Source organism: Pseudomonas sp. NFACC08-1, assembly GCF_900106735.1.
In the GTDB taxonomy this organism is placed as follows: domain Bacteria; phylum Pseudomonadota; class Gammaproteobacteria; order Pseudomonadales; family Pseudomonadaceae; genus Aquipseudomonas; species Aquipseudomonas fluorescens_Q.
Map to the genome: position 1 here is coordinate 116,661 of NZ_FNNL01000012.1, position 16,005 is coordinate 132,665.

Annotated in this window: 16 protein-coding genes; 5 read left to right on the top strand and 11 right to left on the bottom strand. The window is 61.2% G+C overall.

Annotated features, from left to right (window positions below; genetic code table 11):
- Nucleotides 1–3: 3 nt before the first annotated feature.
- The 3 genes from BLU76_RS22650 to BLU76_RS22660 form a co-directional block, all read right to left on the bottom strand.
- The gene (locus tag BLU76_RS22650) at nucleotides 4–1,374 is read right to left on the bottom strand and encodes an epoxide hydrolase family protein (RefSeq protein WP_092224563.1); all 1,371 of its coding nucleotides are present in this window, start codon (nucleotides 1,372–1,374) and stop codon (nucleotides 4–6) included.
- 37 nt (nucleotides 1,375–1,411) lie between these two features.
- Nucleotides 1,412–1,669: a DUF2790 domain-containing protein gene (locus tag BLU76_RS22655; RefSeq protein WP_092143548.1), complete on the bottom strand. Its 258-nt coding sequence runs from the start codon at nucleotides 1,667–1,669 to the stop codon at nucleotides 1,412–1,414.
- A gap of 179 nt (nucleotides 1,670–1,848) precedes the next feature.
- On the bottom strand, nucleotides 1,849–2,811 hold the full coding sequence (locus BLU76_RS22660; RefSeq protein WP_092224631.1) for an AraC family transcriptional regulator ligand-binding domain-containing protein: 963 nt from the start codon (nucleotides 2,809–2,811) through the stop codon (nucleotides 1,849–1,851).
- Nucleotides 2,812–2,878: 67 nt separating this feature from the next.
- On the opposite strand from BLU76_RS22660, the gene BLU76_RS22665 reads away from it, so the two are divergent.
- Nucleotides 2,879–3,733 (top strand): sterol desaturase family protein, encoded by an 855-nt coding sequence (locus tag BLU76_RS22665; protein ID WP_092143551.1) that lies wholly within the window; start codon nucleotides 2,879–2,881, stop codon nucleotides 3,731–3,733.
- On the top strand, nucleotides 3,730–4,323 hold the full coding sequence (locus BLU76_RS22670) for an NADPH-dependent FMN reductase (protein ID WP_092224565.1): 594 nt from the start codon (nucleotides 3,730–3,732) through the stop codon (nucleotides 4,321–4,323). Before BLU76_RS22665 ends, BLU76_RS22670 begins: the two co-directional genes overlap by 4 nt.
- Before the next feature lie 28 nt (nucleotides 4,324–4,351).
- On the opposite strand, the gene BLU76_RS22675 is transcribed toward BLU76_RS22670, so the two are convergent.
- Nucleotides 4,352–5,863 (bottom strand): methyl-accepting chemotaxis protein, encoded by a 1,512-nt coding sequence (locus BLU76_RS22675; RefSeq protein WP_092224567.1) that lies wholly within the window; start codon nucleotides 5,861–5,863, stop codon nucleotides 4,352–4,354.
- A 180-nt stretch (nucleotides 5,864–6,043) separates the two neighbouring features.
- On the opposite strand from BLU76_RS22675, the gene BLU76_RS22680 reads away from it, so the two are divergent.
- Complete coding sequence (locus BLU76_RS22680; RefSeq protein ID WP_092224569.1) at nucleotides 6,044–7,192, top strand: MalY/PatB family protein; 1,149 nt, start codon at nucleotides 6,044–6,046, stop codon at nucleotides 7,190–7,192.
- 122 nt (nucleotides 7,193–7,314) lie between these two features.
- On the opposite strand, the gene BLU76_RS22685 is transcribed toward BLU76_RS22680, so the two are convergent.
- The gene (locus BLU76_RS22685) at nucleotides 7,315–7,719 is read right to left on the bottom strand and encodes a VOC family protein (RefSeq protein ID WP_063321290.1); all 405 of its coding nucleotides are present in this window, start codon (nucleotides 7,717–7,719) and stop codon (nucleotides 7,315–7,317) included.
- A 187-nt stretch (nucleotides 7,720–7,906) separates the two neighbouring features.
- On the opposite strand from BLU76_RS22685, the gene BLU76_RS22690 reads away from it, so the two are divergent.
- Nucleotides 7,907–8,764, top strand: a complete 858-nt coding sequence (locus BLU76_RS22690; protein ID WP_092224571.1) for an SDR family oxidoreductase — start codon at nucleotides 7,907–7,909, stop codon at nucleotides 8,762–8,764.
- Nucleotides 8,765–8,937: 173 nt separating this feature from the next.
- On the opposite strand, the gene BLU76_RS22695 is transcribed toward BLU76_RS22690, so the two are convergent.
- Genes BLU76_RS22695 through BLU76_RS22705 form a run of 3 tightly spaced genes read right to left on the bottom strand, consistent with a single transcriptional unit; the run spans nucleotide 8,938 to nucleotide 10,419 of the window.
- The gene (locus BLU76_RS22695) at nucleotides 8,938–9,381 is read right to left on the bottom strand and encodes a DUF421 domain-containing protein (protein WP_092224573.1); all 444 of its coding nucleotides are present in this window, start codon (nucleotides 9,379–9,381) and stop codon (nucleotides 8,938–8,940) included.
- Between the two features lie 7 nt (nucleotides 9,382–9,388).
- Nucleotides 9,389–9,907: a hypothetical protein gene (locus BLU76_RS22700; RefSeq protein ID WP_092224574.1), complete on the bottom strand. Its 519-nt coding sequence runs from the start codon at nucleotides 9,905–9,907 to the stop codon at nucleotides 9,389–9,391.
- Nucleotides 9,908–9,918: 11 nt separating this feature from the next.
- Nucleotides 9,919–10,419, bottom strand: coding sequence for a CinA family protein (locus BLU76_RS22705; RefSeq protein ID WP_092224576.1), 501 nt, complete (start codon nucleotides 10,417–10,419; stop codon nucleotides 9,919–9,921).
- Nucleotides 10,420–10,587: 168 nt separating this feature from the next.
- On the opposite strand from BLU76_RS22705, the gene BLU76_RS22710 reads away from it, so the two are divergent.
- The gene (locus tag BLU76_RS22710) at nucleotides 10,588–11,199 is read left to right on the top strand and encodes a Yip1 family protein (RefSeq protein WP_092224578.1); all 612 of its coding nucleotides are present in this window, start codon (nucleotides 10,588–10,590) and stop codon (nucleotides 11,197–11,199) included.
- 51 nt (nucleotides 11,200–11,250) lie between these two features.
- Here BLU76_RS22710 and ligD read toward each other — a convergent pair whose 3' ends face one another.
- From ligD to BLU76_RS22725, 3 genes are read right to left on the bottom strand one after another with little or no spacing between them, the layout of a single operon-like run.
- Entirely contained in the window at nucleotides 11,251–13,857 is a 2,607-nt protein-coding gene (ligD, locus tag BLU76_RS22715) for a DNA ligase D (protein ID WP_092224580.1), read from the bottom strand.
- Nucleotides 13,854–15,017 (bottom strand): carboxylate-amine ligase, encoded by a 1,164-nt coding sequence (locus BLU76_RS22720; protein WP_092143583.1) that lies wholly within the window; start codon nucleotides 15,015–15,017, stop codon nucleotides 13,854–13,856. Before BLU76_RS22720 ends, ligD begins: the two co-directional genes overlap by 4 nt.
- Nucleotides 14,989–15,999, bottom strand: a complete 1,011-nt coding sequence (locus BLU76_RS22725) for a methyltransferase (RefSeq protein WP_092224582.1) — start codon at nucleotides 15,997–15,999, stop codon at nucleotides 14,989–14,991. Before BLU76_RS22725 ends, BLU76_RS22720 begins: the two co-directional genes overlap by 29 nt.
- Nucleotides 16,000–16,005 lie beyond the last annotated feature (6 nt).

A 16,005-nucleotide genomic window follows, 5' to 3' on the forward strand; every position in this document is an offset into this window, starting at 1 on the left:
GGTTTAATAAGCGGTCTGGGCGACGGTGTTTTTCGCGGCGCTACGCAATGGCCGGAATGCCTCGCGCAACTCTTCGCTGAACAATTGCGGCTGCTCCCAGGCAGCGAAATGGCCGCCCTTGCTGACTTCGTTGAAGTAGGACAGCGATGGGTAGGCGCGCTGGGCCCAGGTTTTTGGTGCACGGTAGATTTCGTGGGGGAACACGGTGATCGCTACCGGGACCTTGATGTCAGCGGTTTTTTGCGCCACCGCACTGAAGTTATTGTTGTTGTTCTCCCAATAGAAACGGGAGGACGATGCGCCGGTGTCGGTCAGCCAGTACAGGCTGATGTCGTCGAGCATTTCATCGCGACTGAGCACACGCTCAGGCTTGCCTTCGCTGTCAGTCCAGGCGGCAAATTTCTCGTACATCCATGCCGCTGTGCCCGAGGGCGAATCTGCCAGCAGGTAACCGATGGTCTGCGGCCGGGTCACCATCATTGCGCCGTAGGCTGCATTGCGGCCGAAGAAGCTGCTCAGCGAGTTGTAGGCAGTGCGTTCTGGAGCGCTCAACCCGGCCGGTGCCGGTTCGCCGCTGTTGATCGGCTTCACCAGCTCCGGCGGCACGGTCGCCGGCATGTTCAAATGGATACCCAGCAAACCGGGCGGCGCCAGGCGGCCCAAGGCGTCGGAGATGACCGACCCATGATCACCGCCCTGGGACACGTAATGGGTGTAGCCGAGGCGTTTCATCAGCACGTCCCAGGCCTTGGCCACGCGGTCCGGGCCCCAGCCCAACTCGGTCGGCTTGCCGGAAAAGCCGTGACCTGGAATCGACGGAATCACGACGTCGAAAGAGTCCTCGGCACGCCCCCCGTAGGCGGTTGGATCGGTCAACGGGCCGATGGTCTTGAGGAACTCGAATTGCGAACCCGGCCAGCCATGGGTAAGGATCAGCGGCATGGCGTTGGGATTGCGCGAACGCACATGAATGAACTGGATGTCGACACCATCGATCGTGGTGATGAACTCGGGCAATGCATTGAGCCTGGCCTCGGCCTTGCGCCAGTCATAACCGTTGCCCCAATACTTCACCAAGTCCTGTACCTGGGCCAGTTGCACGCCCTGGGAAACGTCATTGACGGTTTCCTTGTCCGGCCAACGGGCGTCGGCAATGCGCTTGCGCAGTTCGGCCAGCTTCGCGTCATCGACATGGATGCGGTATGGGCGGATGGCCTCGGATTGAGACGATTGAACCGTACTGGCTGGCGCGACCGCGGCGGTGGCCGCCCAGGCTCCCGGGCTGGCAGCGAGCAGTGCGAGACTGAGCGCACTGCCCCTGGCGGTGTGAACCAGGCAACGGTGCCAGGCGCAAACGGATGAAATTGCAAGCATGATGACTCTCCTTGAGTGAGTGGCCCACGGACCTGGATCAATTGTCCTGAGCGCAGTCCTGGGCGACGGCGTCGTAGTCCAGTGCCTGGATCTGGCCGGCCGAGTCCAAATAGGTCATGCGTGTCTCCACGACGCCGCAGCCCGAGCCTTGCTTGACCGAAAGCACCTTGGCGACATCCAGGTGGTCGCCATACATGTAGGTGTGAGGCTTGATGCTGTCTTGGGCATTGGCCACGACAGCGCCAAGGCTCAATGCGGCAAACAGGGAAGCGATGCCGAGGTTTTTCCAGTTCATGATGTTATCTCCGACGTGGGGTGAGCCAATGAGACGGCTGGGGCTGTCTCGGTGGGCTCATTTGACGTCGGCCAGGTATCGCGCATGTGTCAGCGACGGTCTTGAATGAAATCGTCCGTATCAACAATGGCCTTGGATACACAGAGATACATTCGTATCGGGAGGGCTCGCTGATTGCCTTACTTCACCGCACGCCATCTGCTTCGTGCATGCAGGTACGCGGTCGTATCGCTGTAACCCAGCTGAGCGGCAATCTGCGCCGGGGATTCGCCCTGCATTTCCAAAAGCAACTCCAGTTCGCCGCGAACCTGGTCGAGCAACTGCCTGAAGGTCGTGCCTTGTTCCTCAAGGCGCCTGCGCAAGGTTCTCGGCGTCTGGTGCAGTGCTTGCGCCAGATCGACCAGCGTTGGCGTTTCGCCTTTGGCCAATGATCGCCGGACACCGTCGGCCAGCCTGGCCGACCAGCCGGTGAAACTGCGGTGCGCGGCGACCCGGCGGTCGAGCTCCTGGGTCAACAGCTCCAACATGCCGTGATGACGCGTCTGCATCGGCAGGCGTGCGCTTGGGGCATCGAAATAGAAACGGTTGTCCGGGCAGTCGAACTCGATACGGTCTCCAAACCATTGGCTGTACTGTTGGTAATACGAGGGCCGCGAATGGGCGAATCTGGCGAGAATCGGCTGTATGTCCTGTCCCGTTCCTCGCCGTAATTGCGTAACGGCCATTACGCCATAGTGCTCTACGACGTACCGCGCCAAATCCCCCGGCGCATCGACACTCAACTCGACGCCCAGGCCGTTTTCGTCATTGAGCAAGCGCACCGTGTCCGTATCCGAGGCGAGCGCGGCGTAGCGTGCCCAAAGCTGCATGGCCGACAAGACGTCAGGGCTGTACAGGCAAAGATAAGCCAGGACGTGCCAGTCCTGAGGCGTAAATAGCTCAAACAGTTTCAAGCCGATCGCCGGATCGACGCGCGCCGCTTCGCGCCAGAGCTGATCCAGCTCGATCAGGTTGTAGTCTTTTTGCCTCCCGCCAGCGTGACTGTCCAGGAAACGCTCCAGCACCTGGCCCAATTTGCCCCGGTGAAAGCGTTGGGGTGAACGATTGACCGCTTCTCGCTCGATTCTGTCCGTTTCGCGCATTGGGAGGGCTGACTCGCTGGCTTCTAATGAAATGGCATTGCCCGCTGGGGCCTTAATCGAGAGTGCCATGAATACAACAATGCTCGCCAATAATCCTTCTGTCGTCGTGGCCGGGATATTCCTCGCCTTCATTTTGCTGGAACTTGCTTGCTCGGCCTTGCGCCAGTCATCGGGCGGCAGGCGTGATGTACTGATTGAAGTCATCGGCTCCGGGATCCTGGTTGCAATCACCTTCCCCGCCGTCATGTGGCTGAGCGGCAAGTTGCTCAGCCTGGTTGCCCCGCAGATGAAGGACGCGCTGGTGGCGATCCCCTGGGTCGCCGGGTTCGTGTTGTTCCTGTTGCTGGACGACATGACTCAATACTGGTGGCATCGCCTGACTCACCGGGTTCCCGCCCTCTATGCGTTGCATCGCGCCCATCATTCCGCGCCCTACATGAGTGTCCGGATCGTTTACCGCAACAACAGTTTTTATTACCTGCTCATGCCCGGGATCTGGCTGTCCGGCATGCTGATCTACCTGGGCCTCGCGCCGGTCTACTACGTTTACCTGATCATCAAGATGACTGTTATTTTCGCGGCGCACAGCAGTGTTGCATGGGATGACAAGCTTTATGGGGTTCGTGGTTTGCGGCCCGTGGTCTGGCTTCTGGAGCGGATAATTTCCACCCCATCCACCCACTCTGCCCACCATGGCTTGACGGCCGAGGACGGTGTCACTCATTACAAAGGCAACTTCGGCAACCTGTTGTTTCTATGGGATGTGCTGTTCGGGACGGCAAAAATCACGCGCCGACGCCCGCCAGCCTACGGAATCGAGCACCTGTCACCGATCAGTTGGCAAGAGGAATTGTTCTGGCCCGTCGTGCGCTCACGCCGTACCGCGCCCAAGGCCAGCGCACAACCGGAGGTGACGCAATGAGCCGCCACATCGTTGTGCTGTCGGGTTCCAACCGCGGGGACAGTCAGTCGCTCAAAGTGGCGCGTTATCTGCGCCAGCGACTGAAGGATCTCAACCTGTGCGACGCCAGCGACTTGATTGACCTGGCCGCCTGCCGATTGCCGCTTTGGCCGGAAAAAGACCGCGATGAGGTGTGGCGTGCCCAACAATCGATCCTTGCCAAAGCGACAGCACTGATCGTGATCAGCCCGGAGTGGAATGGCATGGCCTGCCCCGCGCTGAAGAACTTCTTCCTCTATGCGGGGACCAAGGAGCTCGGGCACAAACCCGCGCTGTTGGTGGGCGTCTCGGCTGGACTTGGCGGCGCCTATCCCATCGCCGAGCTGCGTGCGTCGAGCTACAAGAATTGCCGGATCATGTATTTGCCGGAACAGCTGATCATTCGGCAGGTGGAGTCGATGCTCAACGGCCAGGAGCCGGCCCACGAAGACGACAATCGCATTCGGGGGCGGGCTGATTGGGCGTTGCGCATGCTCTGCCAGTACGAAGTTGCGTTTCGCGAGATACGGCTGACCCTCGAACATCCTCCGGCGTTTGCTACCGGTATGTAGGCGCGGTGGTCACTGCAGATCCTGCCGCTCAGAGCGTCCCGGCTTTGCCATGAAACGCTTGCCCCAACACCGCCAAACGCTCTGCCAACGGCGGCAAGCACTGACTGCTGCGAGTCAGGATGCCAATGTTGTCGGCGTTGCGCTCAGCCACGGCCTGGACGCTCTGCAAGCGCTCATTGATCCCCATCGACGCCTTGGATTGTTCCTGGGTGGTAGTGGCGATCAGGTCGTTGAAATGGTTGATCACTGCGATGTCTTCCACCACGGCGTGGAGCAGTTGTGAAGCGAGTTGGCTGGCGGACACGCAGCGCGCCACTCCATCCCGGCTGTCTTGCATGGCGACAGCGGCCTGGCGGCTGCCCTGCTGCAGCTTGGCGATGATCTGCTGGATTTGCGTGGTGGACATCGAGGTCTTTTGGGACAGGGTCCGGACTTCGTCGGCCACCACCGCGAAACCACGGCCCTGCTCGCCGGCCCGAGCGGCTTCGATGGCCGCGTTGAGGGCCAGCAGGTTGGTTTGTTCGGCGATACCATTGATCACATCCAGCACCTGGCCGATCTGTTGCGCCTGTTCAGCCAGGACTTGCACGGTTTCGTTGGTCAGGTTGATGCGCCCGGCCAGCTCGACGATCTCTTCTCGGGTCTGGTCAACCGTGCTGCGCCCGCGGTTGACCTGCTCGTTGGCCTGGCCGGCACGCTGCAAGGTCTGGTCGACATGGCCGGCGATGTTCTCCATGGCCTGGACCAGATGGCTGATCGCTGCGCTCATCTGCGCCACTTCATCGAGTTGGTGGCGGGCGCCGGTTTCCAGGGTCTGGCCGACTTGGGACAGGTCCTGGCCCAGGTCCGAGAGGTTTCGGGTGTCGCGCACCACGCCGTCCACCAGTTGGGTGACCTGCTGGAGGAAATGATCGAATCGCTCGCTCGACGAGACCTTGACGCCCTCGTTGTGCTGCCTGCCAGCGTCGTTGCTCAATTGCGCGGCCGCCACCAGAACCTTATCGAGCACATCCTGGTTTTCCGTGGCGTCGGCCAGGCTCTGGTTCGCCAGGTAAATCAGGATCACACTTTCCACTACCACGTAGAACGCGTGGAGAAAGACCATCGACCAGCCACCGTGGGTATCCATCACGAACACCGGATAACCCTGGTGTTGGAGCCAGTGAAAACCGAGGTGATGAACCGCAATGGTGGCGGCGGCCACGACAATCGGCAGCCAGTCACGGTAGAACGTCAACACGGCCAGCAGCACGAAGATCCCGAAGTGGAATTCGATCACACCCTGGGTCTGGTTGATGTGCAATGCCGCCATGACCATCAACGCCACCGCGATAACACAGCGCATGGCCCGAGTGCCCACCAGGACGCGATAAAGCGCGGTGCTCGCCACGCAGGTTGTCGCTCCGACCAGCAGCGCCTGGGTAAACGTCGAGTGCAGGAATGCCAGGCTCAGGGAATACAACAACGTGAGCCAAAGCAGCCCCAACATGATGCGATCGGCTCTACGGTGGTGATCGTTAAAGCGCACGGGCGATGTCATGGGGGTCGTCCTTTTCAAAGGCCTGGAGGGTCCGTTACCAATGCCGTTCACGTCTTGGGGGCGTTTCGACAGTGAACTGTAACTGATTATCATCAGTTGGTGGCACTACGCCACCAAGCTTTTCTCACTGGCCTTTGCTTTATGATGTTCGCCATCTCATGACTGACTGATGGAACCCCCATGACTTTCGATTTCGACACGGTATTGGAACGCCACGGCACCGGCAGTACCAAATGGAGCCGCTACCCGGCCGATGTGTTGCCGATGTGGGTCGCCGATATGGACTTCCCCGCCCCACCCGTGATCATCGACGCGCTGCACAAGCGCCTGGAACATCCGATGCTGGGCTACAGCGTGGCCCAGGACGATCTGCGCGCCGCCGTCGTGGCCGATCTGTGGAGCAAGTACGCCTGGCGCGTCGAGCCCCAGCAGATTGTGTTCCTGCCGGGTGTCGAGCCGGGCTTCAACATGGCCCTGCATGCCTTGGTAGCGCCCCAGCAGAATGTCGTGGTGCAGGTGCCCAACTACCCGCCGCTGCGCAACGCCCCAGGTCACTGGCAGTTGAACAAAGTGGAATTGCCATTCCACCCGGTCAACGGTGAATTCCACACGCCATTGGCTGCGTTGCGCGAGGCCTTGCAGGGCGGTGGCGCGCTGTTGCTGAGCAATCCTCACAACCCGTTGGGCAAGGTGTTTGACCGCCAGGAACTCAAGGCCGTGGCAGACATCTGCCTGGAGCAGGACGCCTGGATCATCTCCGACGAAATCCATGCCGAACTGTGCTTCGACGGCCGTGTGCACATTCCAACCGCCTCCCTCAGCCCGGAGATTGCCGAGCGCACCATCACCCTGATGTCCGCCAGCAAGGCCTTCAATATCGCCGGGTTGAAGACCTCGTTCGCCATTATCCAGAACACCAAGCTGCGCGAACGGGTCAACAGCGCCCGGGCCGGCATGGTCGACAGCGTCAATGCCCTGGGCCTTGAAGCGACCCGTGCGGCCTATAGCGAAGCCGGTCCGTGGCTAGAGGCCCTGAAGGCGTACCTGCAAGCCAACCGCGATTACCTGGTCGATGCAGTGAACACTCGCCTGCCGGGCATCACCATGACCGTACCCCAGGGCACTTACCTGGCTTGGCTGGATTGCTCCGGGTTGGGACTGGATGACCCGCAGGGCTTCTTCCTGAAAGAAGCCAAGGTGGGGCTGAGTGCCGGCCTGGATTTTGGCGACGACGCCGGTCAGTTCGTGCGCTTGAACTTCGGCTGCCCGCGGGCGCTGCTGGAGGAAGGGATCACGCGGATGGAGCGCAGCCTGAGGGCCAGGGGCTGATCCTGTGGCGAGGGAGCTTGCTCCCGCTGGCCTGCGAAGCCCTCAGATAGGGGCCGCTACGCGCCCCAGCGGGAGCAAGCTCCCTCGCCACACAAGCTCCTGGCCGCAATGGGGTCTGTGCTTTATTCATGCATATCCGGCGCATGGACAAAGCACAGCTTGTTGCCCTCCGGATCGCGGCAATAGGCCCCAAAATAGCCTTCGCAATACTGCGGCCTCGGGCCGGGAGGGCCTTCGTCGGAGCCGCCCATGGCAATCGCCTGCTCCCAGGCAGCACGCACGGTTTGCGGGGAGTCCGCGGCGAAGCTCACTTGCATGCCATTGCCCCACGTAGCGGGCAGGCCATTGAAAGGCAACTGGACGAAAACCTGGGGCCAATGCTTGCCGGGCTGACGCCAGCCTTCTCCCGGCGGGCCCGAATCATTTTCGCCCTCGATACGCTCCAGCCCCAGGCAGCCGAGGACTGCATCATAAAAAGCGACCATTGTCGGCAGGTCGCGCGCGCCGATCTGTATGTGGCTGAACATTGCCCTGCTCCTTAAACGACACCTGTACTCACATTGGAGAATACAGGCCCGTCCAATGTTCGCCAGGCCCCTCTATTCGCCGACGAAACACGCCTTATTACGCTCATCGACTGGCCGGACAATTCGACCGAACTCTGCCCGAAAACCCAAAGTCCACCCTCCATCGCAACCCACCTGGAGAACGACGATGGTCGACTACCCTTTCCCGCCTTTCCCTAAACAAAGCCAGCCGGTGCCCGGCAGCCAGCGCAAAATGGACCCTTACCCGGACTGCGGCGAACAGAGCTACACCGGCTCCGGACGATTGGCGAACAAAATCGCCCTGATCACCGGCGCCGACAGCGGCATCGGTCGTGCCGTGGCCATTGCCTTCGCCCGTGAAGGTGCGGATGTGGCGATTGCCTACCTGGACGAGCATGAAGACGCCCGGGAAACCGCACGCTGGGTCGAGCAGGCCGGGCGCCAATGCCTATTGCTGCCCGGTGATCTGGCGGACAAAGGCTTGTGCCGCAAGATCGTCGATGAAACCGTCGCCCGCTTCGGGCATATCGACGTCCTGGTCAACAACGCCGCGTTCCAGATGACCCACGAAAACCTGGAGGATATTCCCGACGAAGAATGGGTGCGTACGTTCGATATCAACATCACCGCGATGTTCAGGATCTGCCAGGCCGCCGTGCCGCACATGAAGCCGGGTGGCTCGATCATCAACACCAGCTCGGTCAACTCCGACATGCCCAAGCCGACGCTGCTGGCCTATGCCACCACCAAGGGCGCCATTGCCAACTTCACCGGCGGCTTGGCGCAAATGCTCGGCCCCAAGGGCATCCGTGTGAACAGCGTGGCACCCGGACCGATCTGGACGCCGCTGATCGTGGCGACCATGCCCGAGGAAGAAGTACAGAATTTCGGTTCCCAGACACCCCTTGGCCGCCCTGGCCAGCCGGTTGAAGTGGCGCCGATCTATGTGCTGCTGGCCTCGGACGAAGCCAGCTACATTTCCGGAGCCCGTTATGGGATTACCGGAGGCAAGCCGATGCTCTGATCAAGGTTGGGACTGCTTTTGTGGCGAGGGGATTTATCCCCGCTAGGCTGAAGCAGCCCTAAAAAGCTCACCTGGTATATCAGGCTGATCCCGAGTGTTGGCCTATTGGGGCTGCTTCGCAGCCCAACGGGGATAAATCCCCTCGCCACAATGAAGTTCGCCAGCACTCGGGGTTACTCCTTGGCAATCACCGAAATCTTCCCATTGCGCTCGATGATCGCAAACTTGATCTGTTCCAGGGCCTCGATGCCCTGGCTGGAGCGTGCTGCCTCCATGATGTCCGCCTCCACCAACCGCGCATGACGCATCCGCCCATGCAGAATTCGTCCGTCCTCGACGATGATGGTCGGGCCACCGTCGATCAGGCGCGAAACCCATTGAGAGCGCAGTTTGAGCAATGAGAAGCCGACATCGATGGCAATCAGCGTCACGATCACCATCAGCGCGTTGGTCATCGAGAAATCATCCCCCAACAGCGCCTGTTGAGTGGCCTCGCCGATGATCATCAACAACACGAAATCAAAGGTGGTGATTTCTGCCAGCGAACGTCGCCCGGCGATCTTGAACAACACCATCAACGCCGCGTACATCACGGCCGCTCGCAGCACCGAATCCATAGGTCACCTAAGGAAAAATGAACTGATTGAAACTCACCGAGGCACCGCCAGGGGTTGCGATGCGGCTGTGATAGGTCCCGAAACCGTCGCCGAGCAATGACAGGTGCAGGCTGGCCTGCCCTCGTTCATCGGCCTGTACCCAGAGGGTCATGCCCTGCCCCGCGCCCGCCGAGCGCAGCGGTGCAGGTTGCAACGCTTGCACCTCGAAACCTTCCAGCCAATCGCCACCCAACTCGACTTCCAACACGGCGTTGGGCTGGCCCTTGAGACGGATGACCAGGACGTTGCTGGAGCCGTTGCGGTGGAAGGCCTGATACTCGACGCCAAGGCTGCGGTCGTCGCTGTACAGCTCCCGGTTGCTCAGCGGGCCACGGGAGAACAGCCCCAGCAAGGCCAGGATCACCAACAGCACCAACACGTACCAGCCAACTCGCTCGAAACGCCAGACCTTGTGCTGGAACGCCATGTCTTCGCATACCGGAAACTGGCGGCTCCGGTGGTCGTCCTGCTCGTATGGATCGCTCATGGCCCGCCCTCCTATCGCCGCTCGCCGGCCATGGCGCGCTGGTGAAAGCCGGGCAGTTGTTGCAGCACGTATTCGGCGGCCCACAATTGCACCTGACCGCGACTGCCGAAGAAGCGCACGCAACGGCTGAACAGTGCTCGCTGACCGTCCACATCGAACGCCCAGGCAAAGCAGACGGTGCCGGCGGGTATTCCGTCCTTGTCGTCTGGCCCGAGCAGACCGGTGGTGGCCACCGCCGCATTGGCATTGGCATCGTGCAAGGCGCCGAGGGCCATTTCCTCGGCGACTTCACGGCTGGTGAGATTGAAGGTCTCGATGGTGCGCGGGCTGACACCGAGCAAGCGCTGCTTGGCCTCAGGGGAGTACACCACATAACCGCTTTCGATCAGTGAACCACTGCCGGGCACCTCGGCCAGCAATGTGACGATCTGTCCGGCGGTGCAGGATTCGGCTGTGGTCAGGCGCAGGTCATGATCGCGCAAATAATCAACCAGGATTTGGGCAACAGTCATGGCAGACGGTCCTTCGGGGATGCTGATGGGTTGACCTCTACCGTTGTGTTTCATTCCCTTTATCGCCCCGTCGGCCAGGACCAGCAAATAAATGAAACCCGAGCCTTTTTCTGTACCTCAAACGCCATAAGGGCCTCATGCAGAGGCCGTCCTGATCAGGAGGTCGTCATGTCCGCACCTTTCGTCAAACTGTTCACGCAGCCCGAATTCGCCTGGGCCGACATACGCGAGCAAGAACAGGCGCATCCACGCCATTACCTGGCTCATTTGCTGCTGCTCGCGCTGATCCCCGCGGTATGCCTGTTCATCGGCACCACTTGGACCGGATGGAGCCTGGCCGAAAACGAAACGGTACGACTCAGCAGTGCCAGCGCGCTTCAATTGTGCGTGCTGCTGTACGTGACCATCGTCGTCGGCGTCACGTTGATGGGGCTGTTCATCCGCTGGATGTCCCGCACTTTCGAAGCGCGCCCGACGGTCAACCAATGCATCGGCTTCGCCGCCTATACCGCAACGCCGTACTTCCTGGCCGGAATCTTCGGGCTTTACCCGAGCCGCTGGCTGGCCGTGGCGGTGCTGTTGCTGGCATCGGCCTACTCGACATTCCTGCTGTTCGTCGGGCTGCCCAAGTTCATGGGCCTCAAGAAGGAACAGGGCCTGCTGTATTCGGCAAGTGTCTGGGGCGTGGGGCTGCTGGTCCTGGTGACGATCCTGGTGGAAATGATCCTGCTCTGGTTCAACTTCCTGCAGCCGGAATATTTGCGTGTCCCGGTGGGCTGAATGCGTTTTCGGGGTGCACAATGCCGATGACAGCGGCTTGAGGTGATCCGGTTAAACTTTCTTCATACCGATACGCCTGCGCATCTCAGCCGTAATACTCTGCCGAGTTCGCTTGAGCCCAGCCCAAGGCTCATGCCCAACTTCCGCCAGACGCTCATGAACATTGTGCACGTTCCACAAATTCGCCCCCTTGAGCTCGGCCACCTCCTCGCGAAAGATCGGCACCGACACCGGCAACCCTTCCCGAGTCCGGGCGGCATAAGCGCAAATGGTGGTGGCACCCAACCCGTTGCGCAGGTAATCGATGAATATCCGCCCTACCCGATTCTTCGGCCCGGACACCGCCGAAAAACGGTCTGGCAGCAGCTTGGCCATGTGACTGACAATCGCATGACTGAACCCCTTGACCTCGTCCCAACCCAGTTTGCGCGTCAGCGGCACCACCACATGAATGCCCTTGCCGCCGCTGGTCTTGAGGAACGCCTTGAGGCCTAGTTCATCGAGCACCGACAAGGTGAGCTGCGTCGCCTCGACCATGCTTTTCCAGGGCAGCGCCGGGTCCGGGTCAAGGTCGAGGACGAAGCGGTCGGGCTTGTCCAGATCGACAGACGTGGCATTCCAAGTGTGCAGTTCCACGGTGCTCATCTGCACCGCACCGATCAGCGCCTCGGCGTTGTTGATGATCATCACCGGCTGCCCGGTCAGTTCCTTGTCCAGGCTGGTGATACCGGGAATCGCCAGGCGCTCGGGGTTCTTCTGGAAGAACAGCTCACCGGCGATGCCATCCGGCGCCCGGACCAAGGCGACCGGGCGGTCTTCCAGTTCCGGCAGGATGAATTCGGCCACGCTGGCGTAGTACTCGGCCAGTTGCAGCTTGGTGGTGCCGCTGCTGGCGTCAATGACCCGCTCCGGATGGGTGATGCGGACCTTGCCGTCCAAGGCCGATGCCTTGGCCTTGCTCTTGGTCCTGGCCGGTGTCGCGCCAGGCTCATCCTTGGCTTTGGTTTTTTTTGCCGTTGCGTTTTTTTTCACGGGCTTGGCCAGCTCCTGGGTAATGTCCTTGGCCGGTTTGTCGTCGCGCAAGCCATGGAAAACCGCATGGCGCACCGAGCCTTCCTTGGTCATTTCGGCAAAGGCCACTTCGGCCAGCAGCTTCGGTTCCAGCCAATGCACGCCCTTGGCTTCGTAGCCGGTGGGCGGGTTCACCACGGCGGCCTTTTTCGTCTCCAGGGGCAGCAATTGCTGGTAGATGCTTTTGAGGGTGGTTTCGTTGAACCCGGTGCCGACCTTACCGGCGTAGCGCAACTGGCCGCTGTCGGCATCATGCAGCCCCAGCAGCAAGGCACCAAAGGCGCTGCGAGCGCCCTTGGGCTCGCTGAAGCCCACCACCACGAACTCCTGGCGATTCTTGCACTTGAGCTTGATCCAGTCGTTGCTGCGCCGGGACACATAGGTGCTGCCGACGCGCTTGCCGATCAGCCCCTCCATCTGCATCTGGCAGGCGCTATTGAGCAGCGCTTCAGGGGTTTCTTCAAAGGCATCGGAAAACCGCAGCAAAGGGCTTTCGTTGGGCTCCAGCACGGCCGCCAAGGCGGCCCGGCGCTCTTGCACCGGCACTTTGCGCAAATCCATGCCGTTGAGGTAAGGCATGTCGAACAGGTAATAGGCGATCTTGCCGCTGCTGCCGCCCTCGAAGGCATTCTGCAAGGCCTGGAAGTCCGGCACGCCTTGGTCGTTGGCAACCACCATCTCGCCGTCGAGCCAGGCCGATTCCAAGCCCAGTGCGGCCAAGGCCTCGGCCTGTCTTGGCAATTTGTGGGTCCAGTCATGACCGTTGCGGGTGAGCAGCCTGACGTCACCGTTTTCGATCCGCGCCATGACCCGGTAACCGTCGAACTTGATTTCATAGAGCCACTCGCCGTCGGGCGCGCTTTCCACCAGGGTCGCCAGTTCCGGCTTGAGGGTGTCCGGCAGCGGCCCGGCGACCGCACCGCTGAGGGAGGTTTTCGAGGTGCGCTTCGGCGATTTCGGCTGCGCGGCTTTTTCCGGTTGTTTCACCGCTTTGGCGCCAGCCTTGCCTCGACGCTTGGGCACGAGGGTGCGATCGCTGAGCACGCTGTCCGGCTCGGCCTGGACCACGTCGTATTCGCTTTCGGGGCGGGCGGCCTGGTCCTGGTGCTTGATCAGGAACCACTGCTCCTGCTTGCCGGGCATGTGGGTGCGCACCAGGTTCCACAGGCCGCTGAGCTTTTCCCCTTGCAGCTCGAACTTGAGCCGGCCTTTTTCATAGGCCTCGTGGGGATCGCCCTGGGGAATCCAGACGCCCCGGTCCCAGACGATCACGTCACCGGCGCCATAATGGCCCTCGGGGATGTTGCCTTCGAACGTGGCGTAATCCAGCGGATGGTCTTCGACATGCACCGCCAGGCGCTTGGCTTTCGGGTCCAGGGAGGGGCCTTTGGGCACCGCCCAGCTCTTGAGTGCACCGTCCAGTTCCAGCCGAAAGTCGTAATGCAGCCGCGAGGCGTCGTGTTTTTGAATACAAAACTGCAAGGCGTGGGCAGTCTTCGCCGATTTGCGCGAGCGCTTCGCCGCCGGCTCCGGAGTGGCGGCGAAATCCCGCATGCGGTTGTAGTCATCCAGGGTCTTGCTGCTCATGGACCACCAGCCACCTGTTGCAACGCCGGATCGGCGACCGGCAGCCCGACGGTTTCCGCGAGCAATTGATCGACCACGCGGCCCAGGGCCTGTTCGACGGAATCGCCCAGCAACAGCCCCTGTTCGAAAAGGACGATTTGCCGGTCGGCGCTGGTGCCTTCCTGCACCATGCGGCGCACTTGCCCGAATACGTCCTGGACACCCAGCTCTGCTGCGGTCTCACCGAAGGTTTGCTCGGCCAGGGTCAACCATTCACCGATCAGCATCGGCTGCTCCTGCCCCTCGACGATGAACTCCGCGAGAATCCCATGACGTTTGGCCCGCCAGCGATTTTCCTTGAGGACCCACTGGGACATCTGGCTGTAGTTGGCGCCAGGCCGGCGCTGCGCCACGGCATGGGCCACCATCAGGCGAAACAGCGAGGCGAGGCACAGGACGTCGTCGACCCGAGGACAGGCATCACAAATGCGCAGTTCCAGCGTGGGGTAACGTGAGGAAGGCCGTATCACCCACCAGCAATCGCTGGGTTGGCGAATGGACCCGGTACGCATGAGCATGTCGACGTAGCTGGCGAACGCCGACTCATCTTCGAAAAACTCCGGCACGCCCATGCGTGGCCATTCATCGCAGGCCACTTGTCGATAGCTGCTGAAGCCACTATAGCCACCGTTCCAGAACGGTGATGAAGCGCTCAGGGCCAGGAACATCGGCAACCAGGGCAGGATCTCATTCATGACCCGCACTCGATCCTGAATGGCCGGAACTTCCACATGGATATGCAGGCCCGACAGCACGCTGCGCCTCGCCACCCGTTGGTAATCATCGAACAGTTGCTGGAAATGCAGCTCGTCGGTCGGCTGCAGTACTTGGGTCGTCATCGGATGTGAACCGGCGCTGAGCAGACCCAGGCCATAGGGTGCCAACCGCTGGTTCAAGCCCGTACGCACCTGGCTCAGGTAATCGGCCGCCTCTGACAGGCTGCGAAAGATGGGCGATGCCATCTCGACCTGGCACAGGAACATTTCATGGGCGAAATGCTTGCCCAGCTCGGCCTGGCAAGCTGCGATCGCTTGTGCGGGTGGCTCGCCTGGCATGCAACGGGTTTGCAGATCGGTGATGAAATACTCCTCTTCAATGCCGAATTTCATGCGCCTGTTCATCGATAATCCCTCCGATAACCCCGCCGATACCTGCGCCAATGCGGGTTACAACCAACGCCACCACGGCGATCCTTTCCACGTCCTGATAACCCGGCGTCAGCAATTCCTCACCAAACACGTCCGGGTCCAATTCCTTGTAGGTCCAGCCGAAATCCGCCGAGTCACGCCATTGGCCCAGCGCTTCCAGGAACGGGTCGCGCCCATCCACCATCGCCACACCGGTGTAGAGCACCAGCGAGCCGCCCGGTGTCAGCCGGGGCAAGGCTTGTTCGACGATACGCAACGACAACCCGGCGCCCAGGGCGCCGCCGCCATGGCGATAGGCGCGCTCGGATGGATCAGCCATGTACGGCGGGTTGGCGACGATCAGGTCGAAGTTGCCTGGCACGTCCTGCAGCACGTCGCTGCGAGCGACCTCGACATTGCCCACCTCGGCCAGCGCGGCGTTCACGGCGCTCAGGCGCAAGGCTTGCGGGTTGATGTCCACCGCCATTACTTGCGCTTCACGCCGGGCGCGGGCAATCACGATCGCACCGACGCCGGCGCCACAACCGATGTCCACGGCGCGATGTACCGCCGTGAAGTTCTGCTGCAGATGAGTATGGATCAGTTGGGCGAAACGGTAGCTGTCAGGGCCGAAAAACACCGCATCGGTGGCCTGGGTGGGGAACGGCGAATGAGCGAACAGCAAGCCATCCAGGCTCGACCAACGCACCCGGCTGCGCAGCAGGCCGTCGCGCTCTTCCAGCACTTGGGCCTCTTGCAGTTGCCGCTGTTCATCGGCACTGATCAGTCCCGGCGCAAATGGCCGCGACCAACCGAACACGTCCCGCAAGGTCTTGGAGCGTTCATTGCCGGGTCGCTGGTTGACTCGCTCGTGGGTCAACGGCGTTGGGGTAATGAAACGGTAGCCGTCGGCTTGCAGGCGCCGGCCCAGTTGCAACAGCGCAAGGTCCCGCTCGGACAGGCGTTCTTCATTCATGCAGGG

Bases quoted from the DNA above. Each gene is read 5' to 3' on its own strand.
- BLU76_RS22650 (WP_092224563.1), bottom strand. From the start codon at position 1,374: ATGCTTGCAATTTCATCCGTTTGCGCCTGGCACCGTTGCCTGGTTCAC.
- BLU76_RS22655 (WP_092143548.1), bottom strand. From the start codon at position 1,669: ATGAACTGGAAAAACCTCGGCATCGCTTCCCTGTTTGCCGCATTGAGC.
- BLU76_RS22660 (WP_092224631.1), bottom strand. From the start codon at position 2,811: ATGCGCGAAACGGACAGAATCGAGCGAGAAGCGGTCAATCGTTCACCC.
- BLU76_RS22665 (WP_092143551.1), top strand. From the start codon at position 2,879: ATGAATACAACAATGCTCGCCAATAATCCTTCTGTCGTCGTGGCCGGG.
- BLU76_RS22670 (WP_092224565.1), top strand. From the start codon at position 3,730: ATGAGCCGCCACATCGTTGTGCTGTCGGGTTCCAACCGCGGGGACAGT.
- BLU76_RS22675 (WP_092224567.1), bottom strand. From the start codon at position 5,863: ATGACATCGCCCGTGCGCTTTAACGATCACCACCGTAGAGCCGATCGC.
- BLU76_RS22680 (WP_092224569.1), top strand. From the start codon at position 6,044: ATGACTTTCGATTTCGACACGGTATTGGAACGCCACGGCACCGGCAGT.
- BLU76_RS22685 (WP_063321290.1), bottom strand. From the start codon at position 7,719: ATGTTCAGCCACATACAGATCGGCGCGCGCGACCTGCCGACAATGGTC.
- BLU76_RS22690 (WP_092224571.1), top strand. From the start codon at position 7,907: ATGGTCGACTACCCTTTCCCGCCTTTCCCTAAACAAAGCCAGCCGGTG.
- BLU76_RS22695 (WP_092224573.1), bottom strand. From the start codon at position 9,381: ATGGATTCGGTGCTGCGAGCGGCCGTGATGTACGCGGCGTTGATGGTG.
- BLU76_RS22700 (WP_092224574.1), bottom strand. From the start codon at position 9,907: ATGAGCGATCCATACGAGCAGGACGACCACCGGAGCCGCCAGTTTCCG.
- BLU76_RS22705 (WP_092224576.1), bottom strand. From the start codon at position 10,419: ATGACTGTTGCCCAAATCCTGGTTGATTATTTGCGCGATCATGACCTG.
- BLU76_RS22710 (WP_092224578.1), top strand. From the start codon at position 10,588: ATGTCCGCACCTTTCGTCAAACTGTTCACGCAGCCCGAATTCGCCTGG.
- ligD (WP_092224580.1), bottom strand. From the start codon at position 13,857: ATGAGCAGCAAGACCCTGGATGACTACAACCGCATGCGGGATTTCGCC.
- BLU76_RS22720 (WP_092143583.1), bottom strand. From the start codon at position 15,017: ATGAACAGGCGCATGAAATTCGGCATTGAAGAGGAGTATTTCATCACC.
- BLU76_RS22725 (WP_092224582.1), bottom strand. From the start codon at position 15,999: ATGAATGAAGAACGCCTGTCCGAGCGGGACCTTGCGCTGTTGCAACTG.